The 14320-nt window shown below is 33.5% G+C and carries 16 protein-coding genes; 1 reads left to right on the plus strand and 15 read right to left on the minus strand.

The genetic code is table 11. The features are described 5' to 3' along the window. Nucleotides 1-49: 49 nt before the first annotated feature. Nucleotides 50-493, plus strand: coding sequence for a hypothetical protein (locus tag ACHRVX_RS01470; RefSeq protein WP_395328227.1), 444 nt, complete (start codon nucleotides 50-52; stop codon nucleotides 491-493). Nucleotides 494-660: 167 nt separating this feature from the next. Here ACHRVX_RS01470 and ACHRVX_RS01475 read toward each other — a convergent pair whose 3' ends face one another. The 15 genes from ACHRVX_RS01475 to ACHRVX_RS01545 all read right to left on the minus strand — a co-directional run bounded on the left by ACHRVX_RS01475 (nucleotide 661) and on the right by ACHRVX_RS01545 (nucleotide 14137). Further along, nucleotides 661-2520, minus strand: a complete 1860-nt coding sequence (locus tag ACHRVX_RS01475) for a peptidase M61 (RefSeq protein WP_395328230.1) — start codon at nucleotides 2518-2520, stop codon at nucleotides 661-663. Nucleotides 2521-2621: 101 nt separating this feature from the next. Continuing rightward, nucleotides 2622-2900, minus strand: a complete 279-nt coding sequence (locus ACHRVX_RS01480; protein WP_213297686.1) for a DUF2805 domain-containing protein — start codon at nucleotides 2898-2900, stop codon at nucleotides 2622-2624. Nucleotides 2901-3020: 120 nt separating this feature from the next. Beyond that, on the minus strand, nucleotides 3021-3848 hold the full coding sequence (locus ACHRVX_RS01485) for a sterol desaturase family protein (RefSeq protein ID WP_395328233.1): 828 nt from the start codon (nucleotides 3846-3848) through the stop codon (nucleotides 3021-3023). A gap of 143 nt (nucleotides 3849-3991) precedes the next feature. Further along, a complete protein-coding gene (locus ACHRVX_RS01490) occupies nucleotides 3992-4231 on the minus strand; it encodes a GlsB/YeaQ/YmgE family stress response membrane protein (RefSeq protein WP_395328236.1) in 240 nt (79 codons plus the stop codon). 10 nt (nucleotides 4232-4241) lie between these two features. Further along, nucleotides 4242-4964 carry an aquaporin Z gene (gene aqpZ / locus ACHRVX_RS01495; protein WP_395328239.1) on the minus strand — a complete coding sequence of 241 codons (723 nt, stop codon included), beginning with the start codon at nucleotides 4962-4964 and terminating at the stop codon, nucleotides 4242-4244. A 29-nt stretch (nucleotides 4965-4993) separates the two neighbouring features. Beyond that, nucleotides 4994-5350: a MauE/DoxX family redox-associated membrane protein gene (locus ACHRVX_RS01500; RefSeq protein ID WP_395328241.1), complete on the minus strand. Its 357-nt coding sequence runs from the start codon at nucleotides 5348-5350 to the stop codon at nucleotides 4994-4996. Nucleotides 5351-5440: 90 nt separating this feature from the next. Continuing rightward, nucleotides 5441-6337: an EamA family transporter gene (locus ACHRVX_RS01505; RefSeq protein WP_395328244.1), complete on the minus strand. Its 897-nt coding sequence runs from the start codon at nucleotides 6335-6337 to the stop codon at nucleotides 5441-5443. A gap of 205 nt (nucleotides 6338-6542) precedes the next feature. Continuing rightward, nucleotides 6543-7685, minus strand: coding sequence for a peptidylprolyl isomerase (locus tag ACHRVX_RS01510; protein ID WP_395328246.1), 1143 nt, complete (start codon nucleotides 7683-7685; stop codon nucleotides 6543-6545). 39 nt (nucleotides 7686-7724) lie between these two features. Continuing rightward, on the minus strand, nucleotides 7725-8804 hold the full coding sequence (locus tag ACHRVX_RS01515) for a peptidylprolyl isomerase (protein WP_395328249.1): 1080 nt from the start codon (nucleotides 8802-8804) through the stop codon (nucleotides 7725-7727). Between the two features lie 14 nt (nucleotides 8805-8818). After that, nucleotides 8819-9478, minus strand: coding sequence for a gliding motility-associated peptidyl-prolyl isomerase GldI (gldI, locus tag ACHRVX_RS01520; RefSeq protein WP_395328252.1), 660 nt, complete (start codon nucleotides 9476-9478; stop codon nucleotides 8819-8821). A gap of 6 nt (nucleotides 9479-9484) precedes the next feature. After that, on the minus strand, nucleotides 9485-10489 hold the full coding sequence (locus ACHRVX_RS01525; protein ID WP_395328255.1) for a bifunctional oligoribonuclease/PAP phosphatase NrnA: 1005 nt from the start codon (nucleotides 10487-10489) through the stop codon (nucleotides 9485-9487). Between the two features lie 272 nt (nucleotides 10490-10761). Beyond that, nucleotides 10762-12027: a voltage-gated chloride channel family protein gene (locus tag ACHRVX_RS01530; RefSeq protein ID WP_395328257.1), complete on the minus strand. Its 1266-nt coding sequence runs from the start codon at nucleotides 12025-12027 to the stop codon at nucleotides 10762-10764. 145 nt (nucleotides 12028-12172) lie between these two features. Then, the gene (locus ACHRVX_RS01535) at nucleotides 12173-12559 is read right to left on the minus strand and encodes a RidA family protein (RefSeq protein ID WP_395328260.1); all 387 of its coding nucleotides are present in this window, start codon (nucleotides 12557-12559) and stop codon (nucleotides 12173-12175) included. 362 nt (nucleotides 12560-12921) lie between these two features. Next, nucleotides 12922-13227, minus strand: coding sequence for a chaperone modulator CbpM (locus ACHRVX_RS01540; RefSeq protein ID WP_395328262.1), 306 nt, complete (start codon nucleotides 13225-13227; stop codon nucleotides 12922-12924). Continuing rightward, nucleotides 13220-14137 carry a DnaJ C-terminal domain-containing protein gene (locus ACHRVX_RS01545; protein WP_395328264.1) on the minus strand — a complete coding sequence of 306 codons (918 nt, stop codon included), beginning with the start codon at nucleotides 14135-14137 and terminating at the stop codon, nucleotides 13220-13222. Before ACHRVX_RS01545 ends, ACHRVX_RS01540 begins: the two co-directional genes overlap by 8 nt. Nucleotides 14138-14320: the final 183 nt, after the last annotated feature.

A 14320-nucleotide genomic window follows, 5' to 3' on the forward strand; every position in this document is an offset into this window, starting at 1 on the left:
CGGACTTTGCAAAAACTTCACGAAATTTGCACTTTAAATAAAAGTAAATATGAAAATAAATCTAAAATCAGGAATTGATAAATTGCTTTTCGGAATGAAGCAAAACGATGTAACGGCTGCTTTAGGAAAACCTGATAAAAATTATACAGACGAAGATGAGAATGTGATTTTTGTATACAATTCACACAAAATCAGATTGACATTTTATGAGGAAGAAGACTTGAAACTAGGCTATTTAGTAGCATCAAGCAATGATTTAGAAGTTTCCGGGTTCAAATTAATCGGAAGAAAAATTGATGATGTAAAAAAAGATTTAGCAACAAAAGGAATCACAAAATTTACTCAGGAAACTTTTGATACTTTCGAAAATTATTTCAATGAAGACAATTGGTTTATTCTTCAAACTGAATTTGATGAAGTTGTGAAGTTTGAAATTGGAGCAATTATCAATGATAAAGACGCATTTGACTGGAAGTTTCCGGTGAAGAAGTAAGTATAATATTGTCATCCTGACGAAGGAAGCATCACACTAGTTTATCGACAAAGAATGTCGACAATCTTTGCGGAGTTCCTTGTGTGATCCTTCCTTAGTCAGGATGACAAAAAAACAAAAAACCGACAATCACTTGTCGGTTTTTTTTGTGTTTTGATTAAAAGAGATTATCCTTTTAACCATGCATTTTTAAGTTTTTCTTTTGAAGCATCTGTTGCTTTAAAAGTTTCCTTTTCTTCAAATGGTATTTTTACAGTTCCTTTTATAGTTTGTTCTATACCGGCGCGTTTTATTTTGATAGTAATTGGATCGTTTTCTTTCCAGTTTTCACTTTCGGTAATCAAATCATAAATATTATCTAATGTGTATGTTTTGTTGTTTACAGTACTAATTACATCACCTGGTTTAAGATTTAAATTCGTAAAAAATACATTTAAATCTAAGTCAGGACGTACGCTTATTGCTTTAGTTGCTTTGTCAACACTAATATAAGGAGTCTGACCTTTGATGAAAATTGATCCCGGAACTTTTTCGGCTGCATTTGTTACCCCAACTTTAGCCAAATAAAAATCATAAGGAATTGGAGTTGTTCCTGAAACATATTTAGTTAAGAATTCTCCAACTTCAGGATATGTTAATTGTGTGATTTTCGCAAAAAGCTCGTTGTCATTAAATGGTTTTTCAACCCCATATTCATTCGCTAATTTATGCATTAGATCAAGAATTCCTCTTTCGCCGTTGCTCTTTTCTCTAATGATAATGTCGATGCACATTCCAATTAAAGCTCCTTTTTGGTACACATTTAAATATTGGTCTTTGTAAGGCTGCTCTAAAACATTTGCGCTCATTTTAGTAAATGACATCGTATCATTTAGTTCTTTTGCCTGTTCGATTTTGTCTGCAATACGAGTGTAAAATTCACTTTCGTTAATTAAGCCCTGATTGATTTGGAATAAATTTGCAAAATATTCAGTTACACCTTCGTACATCCATAAATGCTCAGACATTTTAGGGGCATTATAATCAAAATACTGAATTTCTTTTGAGTGCACTGTTAATGGAGTTACAATGTGAAAGAATTCATGCGAAACGACATCTTTCATTGATTCTACCAGTTTTTCTTTTGGCATTGATTCCGGTAAAACAACTGTTGTTGCCGTAGGATGCTCTAAAGCTCCAAAACCATGCGCATCATCTTTTGCCATACTTGACAAGTACAATAAAACAGTATATTTTTTAGTCGCATTTACTTTTCCTAAAAAGTTTTTTTGCGCTGTCATCATTGTTTTCATTTCAGGAGTAATACTTTCAGCAGTAAATTTTCCAGTTGGAGAATAAACTGCAATCAAAATATCCATTCCGTTTACGTTGAAAGTTGTATAATCCGGTTTAGAATACATTATAGGATTTTCGACTAAAACTGCGTAACGAGGCGTTGTAAAAACATCACTTGTTTTGCTCGCATCTTCGTCGTTCATTGAAGTTGCTCCCCAAAGTGTTTCCGGATGTGTAATGGTAACTTTATAAGGAACATTTAGTTTATCCTTAAAATAGCCTACAAAACCGTGCGTATTAACCATGAAATTAATTCCTGCATTTATATTAGTTCCAGCAGGTGAAAAAATGTCGTCATTACCAAATCCGGTTCCTTTTTCAGTATCAAAAGTATCTCCAACTAAATAAGTAACTTTTTTTAATGTTTTTGCATTTGAAATTGACCATGAATTATCGTCTATTCTTTTTACTGTTAAAGGGTTTCCTTTAGCATCAAAAGCTTTAAAATCATCAGAATATTTACCGTAGTTGTCTGTAGAATAAGTTCCGGGAACTGTTTTAGGAATACTATAAATTACTTCGTCGGTTTTTATTTGTGGCGGAGTAACAGTTACTAAAACCTTATCGTCTTTTACATCGATAAGATTAATATTCACATCTACAACATTGCTTTTTGCAGCACCGTTTGAGCTTCCTGTTTTACAGCTCCAAAGGGTTACTGCGAGAGCTACGGTATAAAGTATTTTTTTCATTTGTTTGTATTTAGTTATTTGTATTGGACTTGTAAAATGTAAAAAAGTTACAGTCGTACTATAAATATAAAAAAAAACTCCTGAATTTCAGGAGTTCGGTTTTAGTCTAGCTTATTTTTTATATAATATTTACCATCCAGATCTTCATCAAAATCATCTATTTTAACGGGCTTCGGTTTTGGTTTATTTGCAACTGCCTTCTTTTTCCACATCTCAAATTTTTCAAGTGGCATTTTCTTCTTCATGATTTCCAGAACTTCTTTTTCTGCCAATCCAAATTCTTTTTTTATGATCTCAAATGGATTTTTTTCTTCTAAGGCTAGCGAAACAAGTTTTTCGGTTTGCTCCCAATTCAATTCTTTGCGGTTACTCTTTTTCATCACGTGAAAATTAATTCAAAATAGGGGTTAATGATTAATAGATTGATTTTCAATTTAAGTATCAATATTAATAAAAAAAATAATTAGTTGGTTCGATGTGAGAGGTTTTTTTTAATGTTTTTAATTGTTTTTTGCAGATCTTGATTTTTGAAACGGAATTTGCAGTAAATTTTTCAATTTATTGTTTTCTTCAAAAGCCATATGTGTGTCTACTCCGTAAATTAATTCTTCTTTTGGCAAGGTGGTAAAAGTATCAAAAAGCCGATCCCAAACTGAAAAAATATTCCCGTAATTACTATCTGTATAAGGTAAAACATAATGGTGATGTACTTTATGCATGTTGGGAGAAATAATAAAATAACTCAAAATCAGATCCAGTTTATTGGGGAGTGAAATATTTGCGTGATTAAATTGTGAAAAAATAACCGAAAGACTCTGGTATAGGAAAACCATCCACATTGGGCTTCCAACAATTAAAACGCCGAGGGTTGTAAAAATAAAACGAATTACACTTTCACCCGGATGATGTCTGTTTGCCGTTGTGGTATCAATCCAGGTATCTGTATGGTGAATGATATGAAAACGCCATAGAAATTTTATTTTGTGCTGAACGAAATGGGCGAGATAAGCACCAATTAAATCCAATAGAAGTAATCCTATGATGGTGTAAAGCCAAATTGGTATTTGGGGTAACCATTGTAATATTCCAAAATGATTTTCTGTTGCCCAATTTGCTGTTTTAATTAAGATAAAAGCCAGAACAAAATTGACAAGGATTGTAGTAAAAGTCAAAAAGAAATTGATTCCTGCGTGCTGCCATTTTTGATATTTCATCTGAAACAGCGGGAAAGTGTTTTCTATCAACCAAAATAAAGTAATACCTCCAATGAGGATCAGACTTCGGTGTGAAGAAGGAATAGAACTGAAATAGGTTATAATATCATTCATAAAACTAAATATTAAATTGATAAAGTTTTAATCTGTTTTCCTTGAAGAAGTTAATCTGAAATTTTGGCATATTAAAAAGAGAAAACCGAATATAAATATATCTGATTTTCTCTTTAAAAGTAAGTTATAAGGTAAATATTTTATTATTTTTTGATAAGGCTTATTATAAATAACAACACCCATGCTCCTCCAACGGCTATCAGTATTTGCCAAAGAAGTCCTCCACCGCCAATACCAAAATTGCCCGCGATCCATCCTCCGATAATTCCACCAATGATTCCAACGATGATATTACCAAGAAGTCCAAAACCTGCACCTTTCCAAATTTGTCCTGCCAGCCAGCCTGAAATTGCTCCTATAAGTAAGAAATATAAAAATGCCATAATTTAAATTTTAGTTGTTTGATGTATTTTCGTTATCGTTCTTTTGCAATAGTGTTTTATAAACAAATCCAGCCAGTAAAGCTCCTAAAATAGGTGCTACCCAAAACATCCAAACTTGTGATAATGGCTCCCCACCAGTAAAAATTGCCTGAGATAGTGATCTTGCCGGGTTTACAGATGTATTTGTGATTGGAATACTGATTAAGTGAATTAAGGTTAAACCTAAACCAATTGCAATACCACAAAAGTTAGTATTGGCACATTTATCTGAAGCTCCCAAAATGATTATCAGAAAGAAAAAAGTCAGGACAAATTCAGCTAAAAAAGCAGATTGCAGTGAATAACCATCAGGAGAGAACGCTCCGTAGCCATTTGATGCAAATGCTCCGGCTTGCGTATTGTTTATAGCATTTCCGGCTTTGCCTGTCCAGATAATAAATAATGTTCCTGCAGCGGCAATTGCTCCAACACATTGTGAAATAATGTAAGGTAAAAGTTCCTTTGCAGGAAATCTTCCTCCAGCCCATAAACCTATTGAAACTGCGGGATTAAAATGTCCCCCGGAAATGTGTCCAACAGCATACGCCATTGTTAAAACCGTTAAACCAAAAGCTAATGCAACACCTGCAAAGCCAATCCCTAATTCTGGATATCCGGCAGCAAAAAGTGCGCTTCCACAACCTCCAAAAACAAGCCAAAAAGTTCCGAAGAACTCAGCAAATAATTTTTTCATAATAAATAATTTTAATTAATAGTTGATTGTTAGAGGGTATATTGGTATGCCCAAAAAATCAAAACCAATTGTAGGGGCAAACGTACAAATAAAATCCAATTTGGTAAACCAAAACTTGCTTTTTTATTTTGATACATGTAAAAATTTGCGGGAAACACAGCAATTAGTAGTGCAATTATTCCCCATGCCGCAAAATTTGATGTGTAACCAACCATTAGCAGAGCGCCTAAAACAATTTCGGCAACTCCGCTTAAACTATTTATTAATTTGGGATTCGTGAAAAATGGCGGAATGATTTTAATATACATTCTCGGATTTCTAAAATGATTTAATCCGGCAATGATAAAAAGTGCAGCCATTAAATATAAATGCCAAGGTAAATTCATAACGATATGTAATTAATTTAGTACGAATTTATGTAAAAATTAACCATAAATACATTATAAAAGGCATTTTTTTAGAAACCGGTAAAGAAGTTAGTTTTTTCGCTTAAAATTGACATTCATGATGATAATGGCAAGGATAATTAAAACGATTCCAACCCATTGCGTAAAAACTACTTCTTCATTCAATAGTACGTAAGCCATCATTACAGAGACAGGAAGTTCAAGTGCCGAAACAATACTTCCTAAACCAATTCCGGTTAAAGGGAAACCTGCTGTCATAAGCATTGGCGGAATAATAGTTCCAAAAAGAGCTAAGATAATTCCCCATTTCATGAAAATTTCAAAGTTAAAAGGAGCAACCTGAGTAGCAATTGCAAATGAAAATACAATAATAGATCCTCCTAAAAGCATGTATAAACTACGTTGCGCAGATGAAATTTCTGTTGCTACACTATTGGCAGTAAACATGGTTGTAGTGAAAGATGCAGCAGCTAAAATTCCCCAAACTAGACCTCTCCAATCCAGGTTTATTTCGTTATGAAGTATATTTGTCGCTAAAACGGTACCAACAAGTACAATGATTACAGCGATTACTTTTTGTTTTGAAGGTAGTTTTTTTTCTAAGATCATTTCCAGTAAAACACCCATCCAGACGGTTTGCATTAATAAAACAATACCAATAGAAACTGGAATGTATTTTACCGCCAGGTAATAAAACAAACTTGTCATTCCTAAAGAAGTTCCGGCAATCATCAGACTGAGAATATTTTTTTTGCTGGCTTTTACAACTTTGTCTTTATGTTTGATTTTTTGGAATGCATTGATTAGTAAAATTCCAATAATTCCTAATATAAATTGAGATGTTGTTACTTCGGCAGTAGTGTATCCTTCTGTGTAAGCCATTTTTACAAAAGTGGCTAACATTCCGTAAGTTGTAGCTCCTATCGCTACTAAAAATACTCCTTTTAATACGTTATTTTGTGACATTTGATCTGTTTATTTTAAAAAATTAAAGCCGGCAAAGGTACGCTATTTGTTTAGGAATTAATAGTAAATGGCTATAAATAGTATTATCGAAGTGGTTTTAGAATCAATTTATGTTCTAAAATTATGAATTTGACAGTATTAGGCAAAAACAAAAAACCCGTCAAAATTTATATTTTGACGGGTTATATGGTATAAAAATCAACCTTTATTTTGCAACAGGTTGCGTTTTGTAAGTTTCAATTTCAAAAACTAAAGTAGAGTTTGGCGGGATTACACCACCGGCACCTTTTTCTCCGTAAGCTAAATTGGCAGGAAGAAAGAAAATTGCCTTATCTCCATCCGTCAGCATATCTAAAGCTTCAATAAAACCAGGAATCATTCCATCCTTTTTTCCAACTGTAAAAGGAAAAGCCTGATATCCTTTTTGAGCATCACGGTTTGCATCGTATTTGCCATAAGCTTTTGCTACGCTTGCCATACTGCTGTCAAAAAGATTTCCATCTTCAAAATATCCTGCATAATGAAAGAAAATTGGAGATCCTTCAGCTCCTTTTACGCCAGTTCCTTTTTTAGTAATTACATATTTCAGGCCTGAGGCAGTTGTTGTAGCTTTTGCTTTTGTAGCAGCAAAATAGGCTGCTTTTTCCTTCACTACTTTTTGAGATTCAGCTTTTTTAGCTTCTTGTTTTTTTACATCATCAGCTAAAACTTTTACAGCATCAAACTTTTTAGCTGCAGCACCTTTACGTGTAATAGTAATTTTTGTCATGATATCATCCTGGACAATTTTATTTACGTTGTCCATTCCGGAAACTACATGACCAAAAATAGTATGCTTTCCGTTTAACCAAGGAGTTTCTTTATGTGTGATAAAAAACTGGCTTCCGTTTGTAGCAGGACCGGAATTCGCCATCGCAAGAACTCCGCCTTTTTCAAATTTTAATTCATCTACAAATTCATCTTTAAATGCATATCCCGGACCACCAGAACCGTTTCCGTCCGGATCTCCGCCCTGAATCATGAAATCATTGATTACTCTGTGAAATTTTAATCCGTCATAAAAAGGTTTTCCTTTCAGTCTTTCCACTTTTACATTAGGATTTTTTCCTTCTGCAAGAGAAATAAAGTTCGCTACCGTTACCGGTGTTTTTACGTATTCTAAAGAAACTACGATATCACCTTTTGTAGTAGATATAGTGGCAAAAATACCATCATTAGAATCTGTTTTTGCAACCGTTTTAGTGGTTGTTTTAGCTGCCGGAGCTTTTGCTTTAGTAACGGGCTTTTTCGTCTGAGCCTGTATGTTTACAACAGCGAGACAAAATAAAAATAGAAATTTAAATTTCATAATGTTTAGAATTTAAGTCTATGTGAACGTTTTATATAATTATTGTGGCTTTTCTAATAATTGGATTTCGAAAATAATATTAGCGTTTGGCGGAATTACTCCTCCGGCTCCTGTTGCTCCGTATGCTAAATGTGACGGAATAAACAAAATTGCTTTATCTCCAAATGAAAGCTGCTCAATTCCTTCGATAAATCCGGGAATCATACCGTCTTTACGACCTGCCTGAAACGGAATTGGCTGATATCCTTTTTGTTCTGCTCTTGCCGGGTCAAATTTTCCAAAAGCTTTATTCACTTCTTCAACACTTGAGTCAAATAAAGTTCCGTCTTCTAAGAAACCTGAATAATGAATGTATAATTGAGTTCCGGTTGCCGGTTTTTTACCAGCTCCTTTTTCTGTAATTAAATATTCTAAACCAGTACTTGTTTTTGTCGCTTTTGGTCTTACAGAAGCAAAATAATCTACTTTTTCTTTCTGAACTCCGGCGAATTTACTTTTTTCCTTAGCAATTTCAGAAAAGTAATCGTGAAATACTTTTACAGCATCAAACTTTTTAGCTGCTTCACCATTTCTAATAATAGTAACAGCAACAACAGTATCGCCTTGTTTTACCTGATTTACGACTTCTTGTCCTTTTTCAACAACATGACCAAAAATAGTATGTTTTCCCTCCAACCAAGGGGTTTCAACATGTGTGATAAAAAACTGACTGCTATTTGTTCCCGGACCGTTATTAGCCATTGCTAAAATACCGGCTTTATCAAATTTTAAATCAGTGATTTCATCCTTAAATTTATATCCTGTATCTCCGGAACCGGTTCCTTCGGGATCTCCGGTCTGAATCATGAAATCTTCAATAACTCTGTGAAATTTTAAACCGTTATAAAAAGGCTTATTTTTCAAATAATCTTTAGTCACAAATTCATTTTTACCTTCTGCAAGGGTTACAAAATTGGCTACTGTAACAGGTGCTTTTTGATAATCTAATTCAACAATAATGTGCCCTTTATTGGTTTCAATATCGGCATATAAACCATCAGGCAAGTTGCTGTGTTCATCTTTACAAGAATATAATGAGCTTACGGTAACAGCTAATAGTAATAAAATACTCTTTTTCATTTCTTAAATGTTGTTTATGGGTTTATTGTATCTTTTTTAGTTGGAGCGACTGGTTTAGTTGGAGTTACGGGTTTAGCAACTGATGTAGTCTTAGCTTGTCCCGCTACTGCAGCAGGTTTAGCAGTTGGATCCGGTACAAAATTACGAAGCGTAACAGTACAAATTAAAGACTGATTAGTGCCAATTTTTTTATTATCACCATGATATCCGTATGCGATATGTGATGGAAATAAGAAAGTTACGATCTCATTTTTATGCATCATTTTGATACCGTCGCGCAAACCCATCATAATATCCTGTTTGTCTACATAATACGTTTGCGGACCAAGATCAGCTTCAGAATAAATAATTTTGCCTTCAATATCTTTTATTTCCAAATTAAAATAGGCAATGTCTCCTTTTTTAGGTGTTGCAGGATCCGTTGTATTTTGTTCATCATAATACAGCCAATATCCTTTTCTTGTAGCGTAATATTTAATTTTAGGATTGTTTTTGATTATTTTTTTTATAACATCTTCCTCGTTAGCTACTAATTTTTTATTTCTGTCAACAGATTTTTTCATGAAAGTTCCTGATGTCTGAGAGATAGGTCTTCTCGCATCTTCATGTTGTTTACAGCTCACAAATAAAACAGCAAAAAGTAGGGTATAAATGCTTAGTTTTAAGTAGTTCATATTGGGTTATATTTTTAGTTTATTTACTAAATCTTCAAACTTATTTAAAGTCTCTTCCATCGAAACTTCAGATCTTCCCCCGGCTGCATTACTGTGTCCGCCACCGTTAAAGTGATCACGGGCAAATTGGTTCACATCAAAGCCACCTTGAGAACGGAAAGAAATCTTAATAATTTTCTCGTCTTTATTTTCGATAAAAATAGCAGTAAAAACGATACCTTTTATACTTAGTCCGTAATTTACAATTCCCTCAGTATCCCCTTTTACATAATCAAATGCATCCAGTTCAGCCTGAGTAAGCGAAGTATAAGAGGTTTTGTGCTCCGTAAGCACTTTCATGTTTTGTAAAGCACGACCCAATAATTGCAAACGACTGTAGGAACTATTATCAAATAATAAAACCGGAATCTGTGTGTTTTCAACTCCCAGATCAATTAATTCGGCAATAATTCGGTGCGTATTTCCTGTTGTGCCCGGAAAACGAAAAGAACCTGAATCAGTTAAGATTCCAGTATAAATACAAGTAGCAATTGTTTTATCGATGTCTTCTTTTTTTCCTAAGAAAGAAATGAAGTTATAAATCATTTCACAAGTTGATCCAAATGTCGTGTCAGAATAGGTATAAGCAGCATAATCATCCGGTTTTTGATGATGATCTATCATGATAAATGGAGCTGTTAGCTTTGCTAAAGTATGTTCCATTTCGCCGGTACGGTGAAACGCATTAAAATCCAGCGTAAAGATCAATTCAGCTTCTTCTAATATTTTGGTACAGTTTTGAGTATCTTTTTCAAATATTTTTACTGTTTCAGAACCTGGCAACCAGGCTAGAAAATCAGGAAAATCATTTGGTGCAATTACCGTTGGGTGGTGATTATTTTTTAATAAAAAATGGTATAAAGCTAATGTTGAACCCATAGCATCGCCGTCAGGACCTCTATGCGGAATTATGGCGATTTTCTTTGGGGTTGCGAGTAATAATTGTATCGCTTGAATATCTTGTATTTTCATAGTGTGCGAATTTACATTTTTTTAATGTAATGTTGAAATCATTTTACAGATTAACACACTTTTATGTTCAGAGTGAATTGTAAGATGTAAATTGAGAATTATAAAATGGGAATGGAAGGTTTCGAATTTGGGATTTGCTTTTTGGGATTTGAATTTATACTCAGATTAAATGGATTTGCAAAAGCGAAAACGTGGATTTAAACTGATTTTTATTTTCACAGAGATTCTCAGAGAAGCCACAGAAATTCACAGAAGGAATTATAGAGATTGATTTACTCTTTATTGGAGTTTGTATTTGCCCTTGGATTTTGGAATTTAAAAAATTGGAATTTATTTTTCGAGACAATTTGCGATTTATAAATTCCCACAGAACCTGATGAAAGGTAGGCGATTATACAGGCAATGGCAATGAAAATTCCATGTTGAATTCCAAAAAGTTCCATACCCATAATGGTGCAGGCAATAGGAGTGTGGGTCGCTCCCGAAAATACGGCAACAAATCCTAAACCTGCCAAAAGCGCAATTGGTAAAGGAATTATTAAGGATAAAGCGCTTCCTAAAGTAGCACCAACAAAGAACAACGGCGTAACTTCTCCACCTTTGAAACCAGCTCCTAAAGTAAATCCGGTAAACAAAATTTTAAGCAAAAAATCATACCACGGATTGGGATTTGAAAATGAATCGACAATAACCGGAACGCCTAATCCCGAAAATTTGGTGAGTCCGAAACCTGCAAATGAAATCGCAAGAAATATTCCGCCAATAAAAGGTCGAAGAGGAGGATATTTAATGTTTTTTGAAAAAAGAGAACCCCAAAAATGTGTGCTTCTTGAAAATAATAAAGCAGCAAAACCAGATAAAATTCCAACTATAATTACATATAATACGTTAGGGACAGTAATTTCAGGAACAACAGGAATACTATAGTGCGTATGTTTTACCTGCCAAAATTCTACTGTAAAATAAGCTGCATAAGCCACGAAAAAAGATAGCATAACGCTTTTAAGATTGATTTTACTAAAGTATAAAACTTCCAAAGCAAAAATAGCGCCTGCCAAGGGAGTTCCAAAAACTGATGCAAAACCAGCGCTGATTCCCAGAATGATTAAAATTTTTCTTTCGGAATTATCTAACTTAAAAAGCCTGGTAAATTGATCTGCGATTGCGCCGCCCATTTGTACGGCTGTTCCTTCTCGACCGGCAGAACCTCCAAATAAATGCGTTAATAGAGTTCCTAAAAGTACTAAAGGAGCCATTTTAAGTGGAATCACTTTAGTAGGATTTTCATATTCTTCGAGCAATAAATTATTGCCTTTTGTCACAGATTCTCCCCAATAATAGTAACTAAAACCTACCAATAATCCGCCGAAAGGCAAAAGCCATATAATCCATTCGTGATGAATTCTAAATTGTGTAACAAATTCTAAAGAAACCAGGAAAAATGCTGACGCAGATCCGGATAGAATACCTATCAAAATGCATATCAAAATCAATTTGAAAGTGGTCAGGAAAGTTTCTTTTAGTTTTTGAGAAGTCATTATTATTTAAAGGAAGTTTGCCACGAATTACACGAATTTTCACTAATTAAAAAAGCAAATAAAATTAAAAGCTTACCAAAAATAATCTTTTTAAATCTTTTATCTGTGGCAAAAAAATAATTCGCGAAAATTCGTGGCAAAAAAATTATCCTTGAACAACAGCTGTAAATTCAATTTCAACTAAATATTCCGGAGCAACAAGTTTGCTGATTTCATAGAAGCCTGTTGTAGGTTTTACGTCTTTAAAAAAGGATGAATGCGCTCTTGCCACTTCTTCAAAGCTATTAATATCAGTAGTGAAAATTCTGGTTCTGATGACATCTTTCATTCCAACATTCAAATCTTCCAAAACTTTTTTAACACGTTCCAGGATATTATAGGTTTGAGCATAAGCATCATCGGCTTTTACTTTTTCGCCGTCAACAATTGCCACAGTTCCTGAAACTTCAATGATATTACCAATTCTTACCGCGCGACAATATCCCATTTTGTCCTCCCAAGCTGATCCTGTTAAGATGTTTTCTCTTTTCATTTTTTGTGTTTTTTTGAATTGTTTTTAGCATTTTTAAAAACAAATTCTGGTTCGTTAATTCCGCTGCAATTTATAAAATATACAACTGAAAAAGAACCAAATTAGATTGAAATCAATTCGTAAATCGTTCTTTTTTGTGATATTTTGAAAGATAGATTTTATTTTTCTCCGCCTGTTGAGTAGGATGCACAAAAAAGTTTAACACATAGATACATGGGATTTTGATATTCGAAAAAGGATATAAAAAAGAAACACATTTCTTCACACATAGCTATGTGTGTTAATGTTTAGTGAAACGCCTTTTTTACGCCAACAAAAACTATGTTTCTATGTGTTAAAATTAATTTCAAGAAAGTTTTTCTCTATTCAATCTGATGCTGTTCGTAAAGTCGAAGTTTATTTTGAGTTGTAATAAGGTTTTGTTGCAATACTTCGATTTTGTCTAAAAGATTTGCAATGACATCAATACCTTCCAGATTAATTTTAAGATCATAATGCAAACGGATCATTTTTTCGACAGTTGGCAATTGTTCCGGTTGTAAATATTCATCTTCTTCCAGAATAATGATTTTTACCAAACCATAATTATGTAATTCAGTTATAAAAGTGTTTTCAATTTCGTGATACACACAAAACTGTTTTATCAGTATCAGGTCTTTACTATTCATGATTTCTTAATTTTGCTAATTCTTCAAATAATTCTTTTTCTTTTTCCGATAATTTTGTGGGAATTTTTAAAGTATAAGTGATATATAAATCCCCAAACTGATTCTCTTTTTTATAGACAGGAAATCCTTTTCCTTTCAGCTTCACTTTAGTTCCGGGCTGAGTTTCTGCAGGAACTTTAATCTTTACTTTTCCATCAAAAGTATTCACATTAATTTCTCCGCCTAAAATTGCGGTATATAAATCAAGATCAACATCTGCATATAAATTATTGCCTTCTCGTTTAAAATCTGAATTATTATCGATCAAAAAAGTAATATACAAATCGCCGTTTGGTCCGCCGTTTGCACCAGGCGCGCCATGATTTGGGATTTTTATAATTTGTCCGTTTTCAACTCCGGCCGGAATTGTGATTCGGATATTTTTGCCATTTACCGTCAGGTTTTGTTTTTGAGTGGTATATGCTGCAGATAAATCCAGTTGTAATTCTGCATTCAAATCCTGACCACGGTATTTCGCCTGACTTCTCGAACTTCTTCCGCCTGAACCATACATAGAATTAAAGAAATCTGAAAAATCACTTCCTCCAAAATCGCCTCCGCCAAAATCAGAATAACTCTGATTTCCCTGCTGTCTTGAAGATTGTTGTTGGTTGGGATCGTAACCGGCTTTTTCAAATTCATCAGCATGTTTCCAGTCTTTTCCGTATTTATCATATTTTTTACGATTCTCCGGATTGCCCAACACCTCATTCGCTTCATTGATTTCCTTGAATTTTTGCTCCGCTTGTTTATCATTCGGATTCAAATCAGGATGATGCTTTCGCGCTAATTTTCGATATGCTTTTTTGATTTCAGCTTCTGTGGCTGATTTCGTGATTTCTAATACCTTATAATAGTCAATGTAGTCCATTTGCTTGTGTTTTAATAAAGATAAATTAAAAGCTTGAAGTTAATGATAACTTCTTTAAAGTCAAAGTATTTAAGATATTTTCTATTTAATAATATTATTTACGTAAATATCTTAAATTTATTTTATTATTTAAGTTAAATCTTACTTATTGATTGTTTTGTCTGCTTATTAGTTCTATAATTG

It is taken from the genome of Flavobacterium sp. FlaQc-47 (assembly GCF_044006475.1).
In the GTDB taxonomy this organism is placed as follows: Bacteria; Bacteroidota; Bacteroidia; order Flavobacteriales; family Flavobacteriaceae; genus Flavobacterium.

Coding starts and splice junctions, on each gene's coding strand:
- ACHRVX_RS01470 (WP_395328227.1), top strand. CDS start 50: ATGAAAATAAATCTAAAATCAGGAATTGATAAATTGCTTTTCGGAATG.
- ACHRVX_RS01475 (WP_395328230.1), bottom strand. CDS start 2,520: ATGAAAAAAATACTTTATACCGTAGCTCTCGCAGTAACCCTTTGGAGC.
- ACHRVX_RS01480 (WP_213297686.1), bottom strand. CDS start 2,900: ATGAAAAAGAGTAACCGCAAAGAATTGAATTGGGAGCAAACCGAAAAA.
- ACHRVX_RS01485 (WP_395328233.1), bottom strand. CDS start 3,848: ATGAATGATATTATAACCTATTTCAGTTCTATTCCTTCTTCACACCGA.
- ACHRVX_RS01490 (WP_395328236.1), bottom strand. CDS start 4,231: ATGGCATTTTTATATTTCTTACTTATAGGAGCAATTTCAGGCTGGCTG.
- aqpZ (WP_395328239.1), bottom strand. CDS start 4,964: ATGAAAAAATTATTTGCTGAGTTCTTCGGAACTTTTTGGCTTGTTTTT.
- ACHRVX_RS01500 (WP_395328241.1), bottom strand. CDS start 5,350: ATGAATTTACCTTGGCATTTATATTTAATGGCTGCACTTTTTATCATT.
- ACHRVX_RS01505 (WP_395328244.1), bottom strand. CDS start 6,337: ATGTCACAAAATAACGTATTAAAAGGAGTATTTTTAGTAGCGATAGGA.
- ACHRVX_RS01510 (WP_395328246.1), bottom strand. CDS start 7,685: ATGAAATTTAAATTTCTATTTTTATTTTGTCTCGCTGTTGTAAACATA.
- ACHRVX_RS01515 (WP_395328249.1), bottom strand. CDS start 8,804: ATGAAAAAGAGTATTTTATTACTATTAGCTGTTACCGTAAGCTCATTA.
- gldI (WP_395328252.1), bottom strand. CDS start 9,478: ATGAACTACTTAAAACTAAGCATTTATACCCTACTTTTTGCTGTTTTA.
- ACHRVX_RS01525 (WP_395328255.1), bottom strand. CDS start 10,489: ATGAAAATACAAGATATTCAAGCGATACAATTATTACTCGCAACCCCA.
- ACHRVX_RS01530 (WP_395328257.1), bottom strand. CDS start 12,027: ATGACTTCTCAAAAACTAAAAGAAACTTTCCTGACCACTTTCAAATTG.
- ACHRVX_RS01535 (WP_395328260.1), bottom strand. CDS start 12,559: ATGAAAAGAGAAAACATCTTAACAGGATCAGCTTGGGAGGACAAAATG.
- ACHRVX_RS01540 (WP_395328262.1), bottom strand. CDS start 13,227: ATGAATAGTAAAGACCTGATACTGATAAAACAGTTTTGTGTGTATCAC.
- ACHRVX_RS01545 (WP_395328264.1), bottom strand. CDS start 14,137: ATGGACTACATTGACTATTATAAGGTATTAGAAATCACGAAATCAGCC.